Source organism: Algoriphagus aquatilis, assembly GCF_042657405.1.
Classification (GTDB): Bacteria; Bacteroidota; Bacteroidia; order Cytophagales; family Cyclobacteriaceae; genus Algoriphagus; species Algoriphagus aquatilis.
This window is the reverse complement of record NZ_JBHSKS010000006.1, coordinates 167,913-186,344: the sequence shown is the minus strand read 5'-3', so window position 1 is coordinate 186,344 and position 18,432 is coordinate 167,913. Positions and strand designations below refer to the sequence as shown.

The 18,432-nt window shown below is 45.5% G+C and carries 16 protein-coding genes; 7 read left to right on the top strand and 9 right to left on the bottom strand.

Features of this window, described 5'->3' with window-relative positions; all coding sequences use genetic code 11:
• Positions 1–132 precede the first annotated feature (132 nt).
• Both ACFPIK_RS10010 and ffh read right to left on the bottom strand, forming a co-directional pair.
• Positions 133–1,260, bottom strand: a complete 1,128-nt coding sequence (locus ACFPIK_RS10010; protein WP_377914787.1) for a 6-bladed beta-propeller — start codon at positions 1,258–1,260, stop codon at positions 133–135.
• Positions 1,261–1,401: 141 nt separating this feature from the next.
• Positions 1,402–2,742, bottom strand: a complete 1,341-nt coding sequence (ffh, locus tag ACFPIK_RS10005; protein WP_377914785.1) for a signal recognition particle protein — start codon at positions 2,740–2,742, stop codon at positions 1,402–1,404.
• A 436-nt stretch (positions 2,743–3,178) separates the two neighbouring features.
• On the opposite strand from ffh, the gene ACFPIK_RS10000 reads away from it, so the two are divergent.
• Genes ACFPIK_RS10000 through ACFPIK_RS09985 form a run of 4 tightly spaced genes read left to right on the top strand, consistent with a single transcriptional unit; the run spans position 3,179 to position 7,183 of the window.
• Entirely contained in the window at positions 3,179–3,523 is a 345-nt protein-coding gene (locus tag ACFPIK_RS10000; protein ID WP_377914783.1) for a hypothetical protein, read from the top strand.
• Positions 3,520–5,934, top strand: a complete 2,415-nt coding sequence (locus tag ACFPIK_RS09995; protein ID WP_377914781.1) for a YfhO family protein — start codon at positions 3,520–3,522, stop codon at positions 5,932–5,934. Before ACFPIK_RS10000 ends, ACFPIK_RS09995 begins: the two co-directional genes overlap by 4 nt.
• Entirely contained in the window at positions 5,921–6,646 is a 726-nt protein-coding gene (locus ACFPIK_RS09990) for a class I SAM-dependent methyltransferase (protein WP_377914779.1), read from the top strand. Before ACFPIK_RS09995 ends, ACFPIK_RS09990 begins: the two co-directional genes overlap by 14 nt.
• A 12-nt stretch (positions 6,647–6,658) precedes the next feature.
• The gene (locus ACFPIK_RS09985) at positions 6,659–7,183 is read left to right on the top strand and encodes an FKBP-type peptidyl-prolyl cis-trans isomerase (RefSeq protein WP_377914777.1); all 525 of its coding nucleotides are present in this window, start codon (positions 6,659–6,661) and stop codon (positions 7,181–7,183) included.
• A 176-nt stretch (positions 7,184–7,359) separates the two neighbouring features.
• On the opposite strand, the gene ACFPIK_RS09980 is transcribed toward ACFPIK_RS09985, so the two are convergent.
• From ACFPIK_RS09980 to ppsA, 4 genes are all read right to left on the bottom strand, one after another.
• The gene (locus tag ACFPIK_RS09980; protein WP_377914775.1) at positions 7,360–8,319 is read right to left on the bottom strand and encodes an ABC transporter ATP-binding protein; all 960 of its coding nucleotides are present in this window, start codon (positions 8,317–8,319) and stop codon (positions 7,360–7,362) included.
• Entirely contained in the window at positions 8,316–8,666 is a 351-nt protein-coding gene (locus ACFPIK_RS09975; protein ID WP_377914773.1) for an MmcQ/YjbR family DNA-binding protein, read from the bottom strand. Before ACFPIK_RS09975 ends, ACFPIK_RS09980 begins: the two co-directional genes overlap by 4 nt.
• Before the next feature lie 54 nt (positions 8,667–8,720).
• Positions 8,721–9,479 carry a glucose 1-dehydrogenase gene (locus ACFPIK_RS09970; RefSeq protein ID WP_377914771.1) on the bottom strand — a complete coding sequence of 253 codons (759 nt, stop codon included), beginning with the start codon at positions 9,477–9,479 and terminating at the stop codon, positions 8,721–8,723.
• 142 nt (positions 9,480–9,621) lie between these two features.
• Positions 9,622–11,988: a phosphoenolpyruvate synthase gene (gene ppsA / locus ACFPIK_RS09965; RefSeq protein ID WP_377914769.1), complete on the bottom strand. Its 2,367-nt coding sequence runs from the start codon at positions 11,986–11,988 to the stop codon at positions 9,622–9,624.
• A gap of 146 nt (positions 11,989–12,134) precedes the next feature.
• Here ppsA and ACFPIK_RS09960 point away from each other — a divergent pair, with 146 nt between their 5' ends.
• The 3 genes from ACFPIK_RS09960 to ACFPIK_RS09950 all read left to right on the top strand — a co-directional run bounded on the left by ACFPIK_RS09960 (position 12,135) and on the right by ACFPIK_RS09950 (position 14,727).
• Positions 12,135–12,731 (top strand): DUF2911 domain-containing protein, encoded by a 597-nt coding sequence (locus tag ACFPIK_RS09960; RefSeq protein WP_377914767.1) that lies wholly within the window; start codon positions 12,135–12,137, stop codon positions 12,729–12,731.
• Between the two features lie 100 nt (positions 12,732–12,831).
• Positions 12,832–13,494: a PAQR family membrane homeostasis protein TrhA gene (trhA, locus tag ACFPIK_RS09955; RefSeq protein WP_377914765.1), complete on the top strand. Its 663-nt coding sequence runs from the start codon at positions 12,832–12,834 to the stop codon at positions 13,492–13,494.
• 129 nt (positions 13,495–13,623) lie between these two features.
• Entirely contained in the window at positions 13,624–14,727 is a 1,104-nt protein-coding gene (locus ACFPIK_RS09950; protein ID WP_377914763.1) for an acyltransferase family protein, read from the top strand.
• A gap of 144 nt (positions 14,728–14,871) precedes the next feature.
• On the opposite strand, the gene ACFPIK_RS09945 is transcribed toward ACFPIK_RS09950, so the two are convergent.
• The 3 genes from ACFPIK_RS09945 to ACFPIK_RS09935 form a co-directional block, all read right to left on the bottom strand.
• Positions 14,872–15,903 (bottom strand): proline iminopeptidase-family hydrolase, encoded by a 1,032-nt coding sequence (locus ACFPIK_RS09945; protein ID WP_377914761.1) that lies wholly within the window; start codon positions 15,901–15,903, stop codon positions 14,872–14,874.
• 147 nt (positions 15,904–16,050) lie between these two features.
• On the bottom strand, positions 16,051–17,217 hold the full coding sequence (locus tag ACFPIK_RS09940) for a Gfo/Idh/MocA family protein (protein ID WP_377914759.1): 1,167 nt from the start codon (positions 17,215–17,217) through the stop codon (positions 16,051–16,053).
• A gap of 173 nt (positions 17,218–17,390) precedes the next feature.
• A complete protein-coding gene (locus ACFPIK_RS09935; protein WP_377914849.1) occupies positions 17,391–18,416 on the bottom strand; it encodes a sugar phosphate isomerase/epimerase family protein in 1,026 nt (341 codons plus the stop codon).
• Positions 18,417–18,432: the final 16 nt, after the last annotated feature.

Here is an 18,432-nt window from a genome sequence, read left to right as displayed (position 1 = left end):
AAAAGTCAGAAAGCTAAAATACCAAAGGAGTCCTGACAAAACCCTCACTTTCTTACTGCTTCGATGAAAAAAGAAAAAAAACCAGCCATTTCTGACTGGTTTTTTTAGACAGAAGCCCACAGCAAAATAGCCTTACTTCAGCGTACAAATAAGCAACAAAGGCGTATTTTGATTTATTGGGGTTTTAAGTTTTTTAGACAGGGCCTGGATTTGAGAAACCGACATCCGCTCAAGCTTTTCTTGGTTTATAGTGAAAATCAATTCTTCTCCTTTCCCCTTTCCAATTAGTAAAAGATCTACCCCCACATCACCAATTTTTATGGTATGGAAGGTCTTGGTTTCCCCTGTACTTTTTTCAATAATGGATTTCAAAAAATCTCCCTTACGAAACGAGCCTAAATAGTACGATAAAACATAGAATTTACTTGTTTCCTCCAAAAGGAATGAATGAACCTTTTTATTCTCGTCATTCTGGATCAAATCAAACATTCGATTTTGATCGTTTGCGACTTGTTTTAATTCCGACTCGGTAATCGAAAAACCCTGAAAATCAACAAACAAATCCTCTTTTCTGGTTAAAAATCTGTCATAGCGTTCTATTTTATTACCAAGAGGATAAACCACAGAAATCTGCTCGTTCAAAACAGACATGGATCGATCATTCCCAAATCCAAGATCCTCAAACTCTTTTTCAATTGGGACTTTAAATTCAAATTCATTAGATAAAATATCATAGGTTAAAAACTTATACCCCGAGCTCCCACTGGTTTGAAAAAGTATTTCATTCCCACTTAAAAACGAAAAGGAAAGCAACGTAAACGCAACTTCTTTTTTAATTGGAATCTCCCTCGAAAAGGCAAAAGATTCGGAATACACGATCATCTTCCTTGATTTCCTATCCAAAATAAAAATCTCATTGCTTTCAGGGTTTACCTTGAAGTCCCAGATTTCCAGATACTCACCCGGACCTTCTCCCAGCGAATGAATTACAGGCTTAAAAACTCCTTTGGAACTTACCAATCCAACCTGCTGTCTTTTGCCATCCAAGATTAAATAACCTTCTTCATATGGGATGAATCTGTAGACTGCCAATGGTAATTCTTCTCCGGAAAGATTCAAGGGCTTTGCCTTTGAAAAGACATCTTCAAATCTGATTGTTTGAGATTTGGGCAAAACTGTTATCGTATTGGCCTTTATGCTTGGGTCGATTGATTTGCATCCCAAAGAAAAAAGGAGGACAAAAAAGACTAAGTTTCTCATTTACGATCTAAAATAATTTCTTGCCAAAAACCATCACCTAAAAACTTCTCAAAATGTAAAATTTATGGCAAAAAAACAACCCAGTCATTTCTAACTGGGCCCTTTAAATCCGAAATCGAAAATCCAAAATCGAAAATCGACTTACCTTCTTCCCATTCCCGGAGGCACCATTCGGCCCAAAGCCTGCTTGGCGCCACCCATCTTGTTCATCTGCTTCATTAGCTTGCGCATGTCGTCAAACTGCTTCATGAGGTTGTTGACTTCGGTGATCGTCCTGCCCGAACCGTCAGCAATGCGCTTTCTTCGACGTCCATCGATGATGTCCGGATTCTGACGCTCCTTTGGAGTCATACTGCGGATGATCGCTTCGATTGGCTTGAACGAGTCATCATCAATATCCAAGCCTTTCATCGCTTTGCCCATTCCAGGAATCATTCCGATCAGGTCCTTGATGTTACCCATCTTTTTCACCTGCTCGAGCTGAGAAAGGAAATCGTCAAAGTTGAAGTTGTTCTGACGGATTTTGGCGTTGATTCGCTTCGCTTCGTCCTCATCAAAAGACTGCTGGGCTCGCTCCACGAGGGAGATCACGTCACCCATGCCGAGGATCCGCTGCGCCATACGATCTGGATGGAAGACGTCCAGATTTTCCATCTTTTCACCTGTGGAGATGAATTTGATCGGCTTGTTGACTACGTGACGGATAGAAATCGCCGCACCACCACGCGTATCACCGTCTAATTTGGTCAGGACTACCCCATCAAAATCCAAACGCTCGTCGAAAGTCTTGGCCGTATTCACCGCATCCTGACCCGTCATCGAGTCTACGACAAAAAGTGTCTCGGAGGGATTAAGTGCTTTTTTCAGCTCCTCAATCTCCTTCATCATTTGCTCGTCCACCGCCAAACGACCCGCAGTATCGACTACCACAGTCTTTTTGCCGGTCTTCTTCGCATAGGCTATCGCATTGTTGGCGATCTGAAGCGCATTTTTATTTTCAGGTTCGGCATAGACCTCTACACCGATCTGCTCCCCGAGCACTTTCAGCTGATCAATCGCCGCAGGACGGTAGATATCACAGGCCACCAATAGCACCTGTCTTCCCTGTCTTTTCAAAAAACTACCGAGCTTTCCGGTGAACGTCGTCTTACCCGAACCCTGCAAACCCGAGATCAGGATCACAGCAGGATCTCCACTGAGTTTGATGTCCACTTTGGAACCTCCCATGAGTTTGGTCAGCTCCTCTTGGGTGATTTTTACCAAGAGTTGACCCGGAGAAACGGAGATCAAAACGTCCCGGCCCATGGCCTCGTCTTTGATCTTGTCGGTGACTTCCTTGGCTACTTTATAGTTGACGTCGGCATCGATCAGGGCTCTTCTGATCTCCTTTACGGTAGATGCGACGTTGATTTCGGTGATTTTTCCGGTTCCTTTCAGGGTTTTGAAAGCCCGGTCCAGCTTCAAACTTAAATTATCAAACATGCTGCTTTTCGGCTATTTGGTGCAAAAGTAATCAATTTGGGCGTTTGGGAAGGAAAATATGTGGGAAATAAGCGGGAAGATGGGAGACCGAAGACGGAAGGAGTTTGGAGTCCGATGGTTCGACTCCGCTCACCACAGTTGTCGGATGACCGATGACCGATGCTGGAAGACGGGAGACCGAAGACGGAAGGAGTGTGCTGGGCTGTCCGATTGTCGACTCCGCTCACCACAGGTGTCGGATGACCGATGACCGATGAATTCTAATCACTCAGATAGTGGTCAGGCTGAGCGAAGTCGAAGCCAACTCGATTAAAAAATCTGCGCTAATCAGCGAGTTTTTCTGCGTTGATTTGCGGGAGAAAGCGGGAAGACGGGAGACCGAAGACGGAAGGAGTTTGGAGTCCGATGATTCGACTCCGCTCATCAGAGGTGTCGAATGATCGATAACCAATGCTGGAAGACCGAAGACCGAAGACGGAAGGAGTACCTGGCTGAGCACCTGAGAGACAAGAGTCTCGAAGTCGAAGCCAACTCGAGTAAAAAATCTGCGCTAATCAGCGAGTTTTTCAGCGAAGATCTGCGGGAGAAAGCTGGAAGACGGGAGACCCAGCCACGGCGGGCAGGCGAAGACCGAAGGAGTGAAAATTCTGTGTCAATCTGTGATTTTTTATCTGTGAGAATCTGTGGGAAAAATATCTGTGCATCTGTGCCTGTACTACTTCTCGCTCTTTCCCCCGAAATCCCTAATTTGCACCCCGAACGTATCTCACGGCCTGCATGAAACTCCAATTTCAGAAAGACATTCTCCCCCACTTGCTCGGGGTCATCCTCTTTTACCTCATCGTTGTCCTATACTTTTCTCCGATGGTATTCGATGGGAAAATTATCTTCCAAGGCGACATCCTCCAATGGGAAGGTTCGGCCAAAGAAGTCCTGGACTACCGTGCAGCGACAGGCGAACAAGCCCTGTGGACCAACCGCATGTTTGGCGGGATGCCCACTTACTTCATCTCCCTTGAGTTCGCCGGAGACATCACCAATCTCCTGATCTCAGTTCTGACTGTAGGCCTTCCCCACCCGATCAACGGACTCTTTTTCGGAATGCTTGGAATGTATGTTTTGCTGCTGAGCTTCCAAGTCAGACCGATTTTCTCTATCGCTGGTGCGATCGCTTTTTCTTTCAATACCTACAACCTGCTTTCTCTGGAAGCCGGTCACAATGCAAAAATCTGGGCAGTTTGCCTGATTCCATTGATTCTGGCCGGTATTCACTTGGCTTTTGATCGAAAGAGAATCCTCGGAGCTGCCCTTCTGGCACTAGGACTTTTGCTTCAACTCAAATTCAACCACCTCCAAATCACCTACTACACACTGATCATTTCTGTGATATATGTGATCGTTCGGCTGGTGTTTGATTGGAAAAAAGAAGGTGTCGGTGGGCTATCCAAAACCATCGGATTTTTGGTTATCGGAGCTATTTTGGCCGTGGGGGGAAACCTAGGAAGACTGGCCACTGCCCTCGAATACAGCCCTTACTCTACCCGAGGAAAAGCAACCTTGGAAACAGCCTCAGCTGGCTTGGACAAGGACTATGCCTTTGGTTGGTCAAACGGCATAATAGAAACCCTGACTTTGGTCGTACCTGACTTTTACGGAGGAGGCAGCAATACCCCGCTTCCCAAAGATTCCGCATCCGAAAAAGCGCTACGGGCTCAAGGAATCGATGCAGCACAAATCAATGGATTTGTCAAAGGCGCTCCCACGTATTGGGGCGATCAGCCTTTTACCGGCGGACCGATTTATGGCAGCGTGATTTTGATTTTCTTGGCTGTTTTGGGGATTTGGGCTGCGCCAAAAGAAAGTCTGATCACCTTTGGCACCATCATCGTGCTCTCCCTGATGCTGAGTTGGGGAAAAAATCTGGCTTGGTTCAACTACTTGTTATTTGACATTTTACCGGGATACAACAAGTTTCGGGCAGTCTCAATGGCCTTGGGCATGACGCTTTTTGCGGTTCCTGTTTTGGGAATGATCGCCTTGGAAAGACTTGCCAAAACCAAGGAGCTCAAGCCACTGCTGATTTCCGGAGGAATTGTAGCCGGATTGACCTTGATTTTGGCTGTTGCAGCAGGAGCATTTTTCCGATTTGAAGGAGCTGCTGACGGTAATTTCCCGGATTGGTTAGTCACTGCGCTGAAGACCGACCGAAAGAATATGCTTTCTGACTCGGCTTGGAAAAGCTTTGCCTTTGTAGCCCTTTCCATCGGGCTGATTTATTTTTACCTGAAAGGAAAAATCTCCGAACTCATTCTCGGAGCCGGACTGATCGCACTGATCACGATCGACGTGTGGACGATCAACCGTCGCTACCTAAATGAAGAGTCTTTCCAAGGAAACCCATCCAGACAGTTTTTCGCAGAGACTCCAGCCGAGCAATCCATTGCCCAAGACAAGGGTTATTTCCGAGTTCTTCCCCTCACCGAAGGGCTGACCCAAGGCGCCCGCACCAGCTACCGATTCAACAGCTTGGGAGGATATCACGGTGCTAAGCTGCGTCGCTACCAGGATTTGGTGGACAATCGACTTCAGTTTGAATTGCAGGAGTTTGTGAAAAAAGCTCAAGAAGGCACTTTTGACTGGCAGGCAACCGGCACGATGAATATGCTCAACACCAAGTACCTGATTGCAGGAAACGAGGCAAACGGAGTATTTGAAAATCCCGAAGCCAATGGACCTGCTTGGGTACCGACTGAAATTATCCCTGTCTCCACCAATCAGGAAGAGATGGACCAACTGGCAAAATTGAACACCAAAACCCAAGCTACCCTGAATGCTTCCGAATTTGGTTCGGTGAAGGCGGGTTCTGGACAGGTAAATCTCACCGCAAACAGCCCCAACGAACTGAAATACCAAGCTGAAATGACTCAGGGAGGATTGGCTGTTTTCTCAGAAATCCACTATCCGACGGGTTGGACTGCCACCATCGACGGTCAAGAAGCCAAAATCCTTCGGGTCAATTACCTGCTAAGAGGATTGGAAATTCCTCAGGGTTCCCATGAAATTGTCTTTACCTTTGCTCCCAAGAGCTATTATGCGACCAAGATGCCAATGGTTATTTTCCAATACCTGATCGTCTTGGCCTTGGTTGGAGGAATATTCATCACTTACAAAAAATCCGATGCAGCAGTCTGAGGGTAAAGAAAAAGTCGTCAGCTTTTACGATCAATTTGTCGAAAAGCAGGCAAAAACAGGAATCAATTCCCGCCACCTGAGCATTTTGGATAAGGTGAAAAAGGCTGGCCTTCAAGCCAATCACCGGATTTTGGAAGTGGGTTGTGGTATCGGTACCGTTTCTCATCTTTTAGCTACTCAAGTTCCCCAAGGAAAAGTTTTGGCAGTGGATATTTCTCCGGAAAGTATTGAAAAAGCCAAGGTCCTTTGGAAAGATCAGAAGAACCTCGGTTTTGAGGTTTCTGACATGTCCGATTTTGACAAGAAGGGAGAAACCTTCGATTTCTTCGTGTTTCCCGATGTACTGGAGCACATTCCGGTAGATCAGCATTTTCGTCTTTTCCAGAATATCCAAAAGCATTCCCACGCCGATTCGGTCATTTTCATCCACATCCCTGCACCGAGATATTTGCAATGGATGATTGACAATGAACCAGAAAAGCTTCAAGTGATCGACCAGCCTTTGGACTCGGGAGACCTGATCAAAAATATCACGGCCAATGGTTTTTATCTAGAAAGGATGGAAACCTACGATCTTTTCTTTGAAGAAAAAGACTACCAATACTTTGTCTTTCGCTCTGCAAAGCCTTTGCGCAGCTCTACCCCCAAAAGCAAATGGGACGTGCTCAAAGAAAGACTCCGAATCCGCCTGAAATACGGCCTTACCAAGTAAACCATCTCACTTATGAAAATTAATACCAATACTGTGGTAGGCTTGACCTACGAACTCAAGGTCAGCAAAGAGGAGGACGATATTGAGTCAGCACCCTTCAGCGTGGAGGTCCGCGATGAGGAAGATCCATTTTATTTCCTGTTCGGAATGAGCGGCCTCCCTGAGAAATTTGAAGAGCTGCTGGCAGGGAAGGAAGAAGGCGAAGACTTTTCATTCACCTTGACTATGGCGGATGCCTATGGCGAAGCAGACGATGAGTTGATAATTACCTTGCCAAAAGAGCAGTTTTCAGGCGAGCGTGGATTTTCTCCGGAAATGCTCGAAGAAGGAAATTTTCTTCCTCTGATGGACGAAAACGGTTACAGCATGCAGGCTAAAATCCTAAAAGATTTGGGTGATCAGTTACTCTTGGATTTCAATCATCCTTTGGTAGGTTTTGATCTGCATTTCGAAGGGAATATCCTTGAGGTACGCGAAGCTACGAAAGAAGAAATCAAGCATGGCCATGTCCATGGAGAGCATGGGGCGCATGATTGAGTGATCAGTAAACAGTCGCAGTAGGCAGTTTTTAACCTCCAAGGGCACAAAGTTTTTAAAGAGTTCGCAAAGAAAATTAACAGTGGTCAGTTTCAAAGAGGACTGCTTACTGAACACTGATCACTTAAAAATCTCTTTGTGTCCTCATTTTTTCTCTTTGTGACCTTTGCGGCTACCTAAGATTTAAGCACCAAGACTTTTTCCTCATCGAAGTGCAAGTAGACCCGATCGCCAACTTGGTATCTTCTCATCGAATCATCCACTTCCCAGATATGCCCACCATCTCGTAGGCGGATCAAAAGGGAATTATAATGAACCAAATATCTCAGATCTACCACATGACCGATTAGTTCGCCACGGGTGCGAAGCCGCACATCCGAAGGTCGAACATAACTGTTGAATCGATCGGGAATTTGATTGATTGGGGAAAAAAGTCTGGCCACATAGCGGGATTTGGGATGCTCGCAAAGGACTTTGGAGTTCCCTTTTTGGACCACTTTTCCCTTTTGCAAAATCAAGAGTGAATCTGTCAATCTCAAAGCATCATCTAAATCATGGGTCACAAAAATGACCGTGGTCCCCATTTCCTTGAGTAATTCTTTTAGTTCAAAAATCAGCTTTCGCTTCTGAATGGCATCTAGGTGACTGAAAGGTTCATCTAAAAGCAACACCTCGGGCTCCACAGCCAAAGCCTGAGCAATGGCCACTTTTTGCTGCTGTCCACCACTGAGTTGACGAGGGAGACGGTCCTTGTAACTTTCCAAACCCAACTGACTCATAAGTCGGTTGACACGCTGCGCTCGATACTTGGCATCGTATTGAAGTAGGGGGCGACTGATATTTTCCTCCACGGTAGAGTTGGGAAAAAGCTGGTAATCCTGGTGGATGAGTTTAATTTCATCATAGCCAGGCACAAGTTTTTGGGATGGATTTTCAATGAGTTTCTCTTCCAAAAGCACTTCTCCTCCACTTTGGGTCATCAATCCCGCAATCATCCGCAGCAGGGTGCTTTTCCCCGAACCACTTTCTCCCACAATAGACAAAAATTCACCTCGAGCCAATTCCAATGAAAAATCATGCAAAGCCACATAGGAATCGTAGGATTTGGACAGGTGACGGATAGAAAGGAAGGTCATGGATTTAATTCAGTTTGAATTTTCTTCGGCAAAGATGAATAAACCAAGTCATAACTGTGCCGGGTTAATTCAAGAATCAGAGGATCGGGTACATTGCCACGAACGCTGACTGAATTCCACCACTTTTTATTCATGTGGTATCCTGGAGTGATTCCCGGGTATTGTTCCCTAAGTTCAATGGAGCGTTCGGGATCGCATTTCAGATTGGCATAATCGAATACTTCCATATCAATAATGGCAAAAATCTTTCCTCCAATCCGAAAACAAAGCGTATTGGCATCAAAGGGAGTATCCTCGGTCACATGGGGCAAGGAGAGACAATAGTCTCTGAGGTATTCTAATGTCATGAAGCATAGAATTTGGAGCCAAGCATTTAGCTCCAAATTACCAAAATAGCTGACTTAATACGCCAACCAACCTCCATCTGCCACAATTACCTCACCATTGACAAAGGAAGAATCATCCGAGGCAAGGAACAAAGCGACATTGGCAATCTCATCCGATTCTCCCATTCGAGGCATGGAACCAGCCCCACTACTGCAAAGCGCTGCCCCTTCGGGATCTGGCTGGGCATCGCGCATGATGTTGGTATTGACTCCTCCGGGCGCGATGACATTGCAGCGGATTCCCTTTTTGGCATACATGAACCCAATATTTTTACTCATGCCGATTAGGGCATGCTTGGAAGTGGTGTAAGCCAAACCTGCCCTTGCACCAGATATACCGCCAACCGAGGCAATATTGATGATTACGCCCTTTCCTTGTTTGAGCATTTGGGTAATCGCCAATCGGCTGGCGTAGAAAGGGCCATTTACATTCACTGCCATGACTTTTTCCCAAAGCTGGTCTGTAACTTTTTCCAAAGGCATGAAATTGTCCATGATACCTGCATTATTGACGAGGATATCTAGGCTTCCAAACTCATGAATCGCGCCATGCACCATCCGTTTCACTTGCTCCTCATCAGATACGTCGCATTTCAAGCCTAGGGCATGACCGCCTGCATGACGGATCTGATCGGCGACTTCTTCCGCATCGGCAGCAGTCAAATCTGCAACGATCACCTTAGCACCTTCATTGGCAAAAAGCAGTGCGATCGCTTTTCCCATCCCAGAAGCTGCCCCAGTGACAAGGGCTACTTTATTTTCTAGCTTTTTCATAGTTGTTTTCTTTTTAGAGGTAGGCGTTGTCTGGTTGTCCTGTTATCAGGTTGTCAGAATTTCTTTTAAATCGCAATGAGACTTTATACACTAAACCAATCATTTTCCGCTTCAAAAATTGGAACCTGAGACTGCTAACTGATCACTTCCGCTCTGCTTCCACCATATTCTCAATCCCTTTCAGCAAAGCATCGGCATTGAAAGAAATACTGTCTATTCCCTGCTCAATCAGAAACTTGGCAAATTCGGGTCGATCGCTTGGTGCTTGTCCACAAAGCCCGATCTTTTTTCCTTTGGCCTTAGCCACACGGATCACTTCTGAAATCATCCACTTTACAGATGGATTAGTTTCATCAAATAGTTCACCCAACACTTCCGAATCCCGATCCACGCCCAAGGTGAGTTGAGTGAGATCATTGGAACCGATCGAAAAGCCATCGAATAGGTCAGCAAACTGCTCTGCCTGAATCACATTGGAAGGAATCTCAGCCATGACGTAGATTTCAAGACCATGTTCACCACTTTTCAACCCAAGCGATTCCATTAAGTCAAGCACTTTTTTGCCTTCTTCAGGTGTGCGGCAAAAGGGAATCATCACTTTCAGATTTTCCAAGCCCATCTCTTCCCGCACTCGCTTCACCGCGGCACATTCCAAGGCAAAGCCTTCCCGATACCGCTCATGGTAATAGCGGGAAGCGCCACGGAAACCAAGCATTGGATTCTCCTCATTTTCTTCAAACTGCTTTCCGCCAATCAAATTCGAGTATTCATTGGACTTGAAATCACTCATTCGGAGGATGACATCTTTCGGACAAAAAGCTGCCGCTATAGTCGCTACCGATTGAGCCAACTTATCCACGAAATATTCCTTTTTATCTGAATAATCCTGACAGAGCGACTCAATCATGGTCTTGTCCTCCTGATTTTTCAACTGATCAAAATGGGCCAAAGCCATGGGATGTATACGGATGCTTTTGGATATCACAAATTCCATCCGCATCAGGCCAACTCCCTGATTGGGGAAAAAGGAAAGATCAAAGGCTTTATCAGGATCTGCTAAAATGAACATGGGCTTGGTCTTCGGCATCTGCATGCCTCGGAAGTTGTGTTGGGTCTCTTTCCACTTGAGTTTGCCGGAATAAACTTTTCCGATCTTTCCCGAAGCATTATCGATGGTCACCAAATCCCCAGTTTGTAAAGTTTCAAGGGCATTTTCTGCTCCCACAATCGCCAAAGCACCAACTTCTCTGGCTACGATAGCTGCGTGACTGGTCCGCCCCCCTTTGGATGTGATGATCGCAGCTGCCTTTTTCATGATGGGATCCCAATCCGGATTGGTAATTTCAGTCAGGAGAATTTCATCCTTTTCCAACAAGTGGGATTCAGCGGGTGATTTGAGACGTTTGATCTTTCCTGTTGTAATTCCGCTACCAATCGCATAGCCCGTAGACAGCAAATGCCCGGTCTCGATTAGAGCGTATTCTTTGAGCAAAAAGGGATCCTTTCCCGAATGAATCGTCTCAGGCCTGGCTTGGACAATGTAAAGTTCACTGTTTAAGCCATCCTTAGCCCACTCAATATCCATGGGCATTTTATAGTGCTTTTCGATAGCCACGGCCCATTTTCCCAAGGTCTCTACTTCCTGATCATTTAACACCAGCAACCGCTGCTTGGCAGGCTCAGTATCCAAATTGACCACACCTCCATATTTGGAATAAATCATGGTTTTAGTCTTGGAACCCGCCTTTTTGGAAATAATGCTCTTTTTACCTTTTTCCAAGGAAGGTTTGAATACCAAATACTCGTCCGGAATCACAGCTCCTTGGACGATATTTTCCCCCAAGCCCCAGCATCCTGTGATCAAAACTGCATTCGTAAAGCCTGTCTCAGGCTCGATGGTGAAAATCACTCCACTACTCGCCAAGTCAGCCCTGACCATTGCCTGCACTCCCACAGAAAGAGCGATAACATACTTGTCAAACCCTTTATCATGTCGGTATTTGATCGCACGTGCGTTATAAAGAGAAGCAAAACAGGCCCTGACCTTGTCCAAAAGTGCCTTTTCCCCCTTGATATTCAAAAAAGAATCATGCTGTCCCGCAAAACTAGCTCCAGGTAAATCTTCTGCTGTCGCACTGCTTCGCACAGCAACTTCCAGTTCCCGTCCTGCTTTATCACACAGTCCTTGGTAACTGGATCGGATGGCAGAAATCAATTGCTCTGGAATTTCAGCCTTAAGAATTTCACCTTTGATCTTTAAGGAAACTTCTCTAAGGTTAGAAAAATTGACACAATCGAGACTTTCTAGAGACTCAGAAACAACCTTTTCCAAGTCATTTTCTTTAAGAAAAAGCCGATACGCATCTGCCGTTACGGCAAAACCATCAGGAATATGAATCCCAAGAGGATTTAGTTGCTGAACCATTTCTCCAAGGGAAGCATTTTTACCACCGACCCTGCCCACATCCTGAATCCGCAACTGATTAAAAGGAACTATCAAGTTTTTCATAGCGCTTGCATTGGTATAGTTAAACCTAGTCAAAACCACTCCGGAAAAGGTTGACAAAAATCAGCTTCTCGCCATATTTTCGCTCGAGAAACAACCTCATGTTTTTTTTGTTAGCTTCACAAAGCAAAACCCAAATCAAAAAACACATGAAAAACGCGAAACTCTTTTTTCTAGCCTTCGCGCTGTTGCTTACCTCATCGTTTGCAGCGTTTGCCCAGCTTCAGCAGCCAGCGTTGAGCCCTGCAGCTCACGTATCCCAAAATGTAGGCTTTACCAAAATCAGCATTGACTACTCTTCGCCCGCTGTAAAAGGAAGAAAAATCTTCGGAGAAATCGAAAAATACGACGTGACTTGGAGAGCAGGAGCTAATGCTCAAACCGTGATCGAATTCAGCACAGCCGTGAGCGTGGGTGGCAAAAATCTTAGAGCAGGGAAATATTCTATCTTCATGACTCCGACAGCATCCGGAGACTGGACCGTACATTTGAACAGCAAAGCTGCTTCTGTTTTCTCCTACATGAAAGACGGCAAAATCGACGAGGAAGCGGTAGCCAAAGACGATGCAGCATCTTTCAAAGCCACAACCGAAAGAGGTGGAAACACCGAGCGCTTGCAGTACCACATCTCTGCTAATGACAACAAAACAGCCATCATCACCATGGCTTGGGAAGGTGTAAAAGTTTCTTTCCCAGTAGACACTCAGGTTACTCAGAAAATGGATCAGTTCAAGACCCAGTTCTAAGGACGAATCTTGACCTTATCAAGGCCTATTCTGTAAAGGAATAGGCCTTTTTCTTTACATAAAAGCTAAATTTACTCAGTAAAAAACTCCTGCTTTTTTCTTGAAAAAACCTCCTTTAGCAGTTACAAAATCTCCAAAAAGAGCTCAAACACCCGAGGAAGAATGGGCAAACGCCTGGTCCCATGGCATCGGATTGATGTTGGGTGCCATCGGAATTCCCTTTCTTTTCTCCTATGCCCTTCAATCTCAAAATCAAGGATCATGGATCGGTGCAGCAACTTTCAGCTTGGGAATAGTGATGGTATATGGCTTTTCGACTGCATACCACGCGGCAAAGAATCCTAAGAAAAAATCCAAACTCCAAGTCATGGATCATGTGTCCATCTATTTCCTGATTGCTGGATCTTATACACCTATGGTTTTGTCCATATTGAAAATGGAAACAGCCGTTATTTTCCTTGGCATTATCTGGGGCTCAGTGCTAATTGGAACGTTTTTCAAGCTTTTTTTCACTGGAAAATTCAAAACGCTTTCGGTCGTCATCTACTTGACTATGGGCTGGCTGGCAGTCTTTTTTATCCAGGATTTGGTGGAAAAAATCTCTTGGGATACGCTCACTTGGATTGGATTGGGTGGGCTGAGCTATACCATTGGGGTTTTCTTTTATGTGAAAAGTGAAAAGCTCTACTACCACGCCATTTGGCATTTGTTTGTATTGGGCGGCACAGCAGCACATTTTGTAGCGGTGTATCAATTGATATAATCCCAGCTATTCGAAGCGATCTTTTCAGAATATTCTTTTGTAAAAAGGAATTTCACCGCTCCGTTTATCACAATTTTAACGAGGTTAGCACAGCATTTTTTATCTTCAGATCAACCCATTAACCTCACTATGACTGCACTTTCTCCCAACCCCACCCAGCGATTGGTTTCACTGGATGTCTACCGTGGCCTGACCATGTTTTTATTGGTAGCCGAGGCTGCCTTGGTTTACGATGCGTTGTTGGAGCTTTTTCCAGAGGGACATAGTTTACATCCGCTTTTCCTCCAATTCACCCATCATGAGTGGAACGGGTTGCGGTTTTGGGATTTGATCCAGCCCTTTTTCATGTTTATCGTAGGTGTGGCCATGCCATTTTCACTAAATAAACGACTGGCACTTTCTGAAGATCGAAGCAAAGTGACCTTGCATATTTTGAAACGCTGTTTGATCCTTTTCCTGTTTGGTACAGGACTCCATTGTGTGTACTCAGGTAAAATGGTTTTTGAGCTTTGGAATGTCCTGACCCAATTATCCTTCACCGTTTTGGTGACTTACTTCTTATTGACGAAAGGTTGGAAAGTTCAGCTTGGAGTTTCTTTGGGTCTTTTGGCATTGACTGAAATTCTCTATCGAGCTTACAATCCGGAAGTTCCTTTTGAACACGGCACCAATTTCGGCAACTCCATTGACCAACTCCTGATGGGCAAAATCAACACCGGAGGATGGGTGGCCATCAACGCGATTCCTACCGCAGCACACACGATTTGGGGAGCAATCTGCGGCAATCTGTTGCTTTCGGAAAAACCTGCTTCGGAAAAAATCAAAACTATTGCCCTTGCTGGAGTTACAGGGTTGGTGATTGGCTACGGGTTGGATTTGGCAGGCATCACCCCGATTATCAAGCGAATCAGTACAGTTTCCTTTGTATTTGCCTCAGGGGGTTGGGCCTTAGTCGCTTTGGCTTTTTTCTACTGGTGGGTGGATGTAAAAAACCGTAGAAAAGGCATTTTCCCTTTCTTGATCGTGGGAATGAATTCAATTTTCATCTATCTGTTTGCCGAAATGCTGGGAAGATGGATGAATAAGACGGTGGGGATTTTCATCGGAGGGATCTTTGGCTGGATGGGATTTGGAGAACACGGACTCTTCCTGATGGCTTCCCTCGGAACTTTGGTTGCGATGTGGGGACTCTGTTATTTCCTGTATAGAAAGGGGATTTTCTTTAGGATTTAGCGAATTGAGATTCCAAGATTCGTTTGAAAAAATGTAGTCTCCACACTTTTTCAAATGAAAAAATGTAAAACTCAACACTTTTTCAAACGAATAAATGTAAAAACAAACCCTCCAAGGGATCAAAACCCTTGGAGGGTGGAAGCCTTACTTTCCAAAACTTCCCGAATCCACTTCTTTGATAAACTGGATCACACCTGGGAAAAAGTGCTCCGGATCATCGTATTGGCTCAAGTGGCTGCCATTGGGACAAAGTAAAAATCGGCCATTGGCTACTTGCTTGGACATCCACTCCATGTGTTTGGGATCCATCGTATCGTGAGTGGCCCCCAAAACCAGAGTAGGAACTGTAATATCTTTCAGCTGATCCTTGATATCCCAACCTTTCAGACTCGCACCCGGAGTAATTCCAAACTCGCTGTAGCCCTGCATAAAGACATAGACATTGGGGTTGACTTGGGACATCATTCGGTTGATTTCTTCCGGCCATTCATTGGGAGGTCTGCGAAGGACATGCTGAGGGTAATGGTGCTCTCCAAGCAGCTCCATGTAACGGGGATTTTCGAAATCACCCTTTCGCTCGATCTCCATCACTTCAGCAAAAACCTCCTTTGGCATCTGAGGCCCTAAAACTTCCTTGGCATAGTTCTCATACTCATCCAAACTCGACATCATGTTACAGATAATCAGTCCTTTGAGTTTATCCTGATGCTTCAGGGCGTATTCCATCCCCAGCATTCCTCCCCAAGACTGGCCCAGTAGGTAAAAGTTATCCTTATTCAATCCCAAGGCCATTCTAACCTGCTCCACTTCATCCACAAACCGCTCAATCGTCCAAAGGGTGGAATCCTCCGGCTGATCGGAATGTGCCGAACCCAATTGGTCATACCAAATGAACTCAATGCCTTCCTGAGGAAAATAATCCTTGAAATTGGCGTACTGCTCATGGGTCATGCCTGGCCCACCATGGAGAAGCAGCACCTTCATGGTAGGATTAGCTCCTACCCGCTTGGTAAATACCTTAAATTCTCCTTTAGGAGTCTGAATCGAAATCATCTGTACACCTTCCTCAAGTGCCACCGCTGATGAGTCTGATTTACTCTCCTCTTTTTGGGTTTGAGATTGGCAGGAAAAAAGCATTCCTACTGATAAAACAAACAAGTAATACAGCTTTTGCATGGTCATTTAGTCTTTTGGATTAGGTCAAATTAGGGGAAAGATGGCTGGGATTCAAGGCACTTCGCTAGGGATAAACTTTCCAAAATAGAAAAGGCTCAAACCTTTCGATTTGGGCCTTTTCAGATTTCACATTTTAGACTTCAGATTTCAGACTTTCTCTACCCACTCCACGCCGGTGTCCTTCCAAGCTCGATCACGAGCCGAATCCAAGACTGCTTCGCATACTTTCTGTGTTTCAAATGCATCTCTGAACGTCGGATGACATGGCTCCCCTGATTGCAGGCTGTAGAAGAAGTCAGCTACCTGATGGATAAAGGAATGCTCGTATCCAATGGAGGTTCCCGGTATCCACCAACGGTGCATGTAAGGATGATCTCCGTCTGTGATATGAATGGATCTCCAGCCTCGGACCTTGCCCTCGTCACTGTGATCGAAGTATTCTAATCGGTTCATATCATGCAAATCCCATCGGATCGAAGCATGCTCTCCGTTGATTTCTAACGTATATAGTGCCTTGTGTCCACGAGCATAGCGGGTAGCTTCGAAAAGCCCCAAGGATCCGTTGTCAAAATGGCAATGGAAAATACAGGCATCGTCAATTCCTACTGCTTGCTTTTGTCCTGTTCCTTGGTGTACACGCTCCTTCACAAAGGTCTCTGTCACAGCCGACACATCTTTGATACCTCCATTGATCCACATCGCGGTATCCACGCAGTGGGCCAGCAAGTCACCGGTCACGCCTGAACCAGCCGACTTCACATCCAATCTCCAAGTACCATCTCCACCTTGTGGAAGATCAGGATTGATCGTCCAATCCTGAAGGAAGTTTGCTCGGTAATGGAAAATCTTGCCCAACTTGCCCGAAGACACAATATTTTTAGCCAAAGTCACCGCCGGAATCCTTCTGTAGTTGTACCACACGGTATTTTTCACTCCAGCTTCTTCTACAGCTTTCAGCATGCCTTCTGCCTCTGCTACCGTTCTAGCCAATGGCTTTTCGCAAAGAATCATTTTTCCTGCTTTAGCTGCAGCAATCGCGATTTCAGCATGGGTATCATTGGGTGTACAAATGTCCACTGCATCGATATCGTCCCGCTCAATGATTCTTCTCCAGTCAGTTTCGTAAGAGGCATAACCCCATCGCTCCATAAAGGCTTTGGCATTGGGTTCACGTCTGGAACAGCAAGCCTGAAGCACAGGAACATATTCGTATTCCGGGAAGAAGTCAGCCAAACGCTTGTAGCCATTGGTATGGATTCGGCCCATCAGTCCCGTACCGATCAGACCTACTCGGATTTGTTTTTTATTACTCATAATTGAAAGATGTTAAGATTGAAAGATTTTAAAATAGGAGAACCAGCATTGAAAAGAGCATCTTCAGATTGAAACCAGATTTTAAACTCAATTAAGCATGAAATAGAAATTCAGTCTCAACTCTAATTTTGATCTCGTAAATCGTAAATCTGCCTTCGTAAATCCTATCGGCCTTACCAACCATGTGCGTTCCGCACCTTGACCATTGCCGCGAGGATATCATTCCAAGTCTGTTGCTTTTCCATGACCGCGTTTGGAAACATACAACCGTCCCAACAGATATGAGTCATGGCTTTGGTCAGGTTACCTTGACCATCTCTAAGCCAATATCCAGCATCATGCGCAATGTCCAAGAGACCGTTTGGATCGGTAGCTTGGCAGTGGCGACCTGTCTTGTCGTGTGAACCTGAGCCAAACACAGAACCGTCGTTCTGCGCCACATGGAAATCAATAGTCCAAGGTCGAAGAGCATCAGTTACTGTCTTTAAAGCAGCTTTGATCACTTCACGATCTTTCAAATCTGCATCAGCAGGAAGAATACGATGCTCAGGAGCATTGTATCCCATCGTATAGAGGAAGGTGTGAGACATGTCTGCTTGGAAGCCTACATTTTTCCGATCTGTCATTTCCAAAAGCTCCACCATATGCTTCCAACTGTGCATGCCCCCCCAGCAGATTTCACCTTCGGCAGCAAGTCTTTCTCCAAATCCCGCCGCTACATCAGCTGCTTCCTGAAAAGTCTGAGCAATCAACTTGGAATTCGCCAATGGATCTTTAGCCCAGTCAGAAACACCGGCAGCAGAATCAATTCGGACAATCCCGTATTCTCGCACTCCCAGTTCCTTCAGTTTTTGTCCGAATTCACAGGATTTGCGAACCATCTCTACAAAGGTCTTGCGCTGATCGGCTGTACCCATCGCTGAACCAGCCCAGATTGGGGCTACCAGTGAACCCACTTTGAGGTTGTGCTTGGCAACTTTATCGGCAAGTCTTTTGGGCTCGTCAGGATCATCCTCCAGGTTGAAATGTGGCTCAAGAAGACCCACATCGATTCCATCAAATTTGACCCCGTTGACTTCGGCAGCGGCAGTCATGGAAAGAAGGGTATCGAAAGGAATCACCGGCTCAGAATCCGGTCCTTTTCCTACTAAGCCTGGCCAAGTGGCATTGTGGAGTTTGGGAAAATTGTTCATGGTTATGTTGAGTTTATTGTTG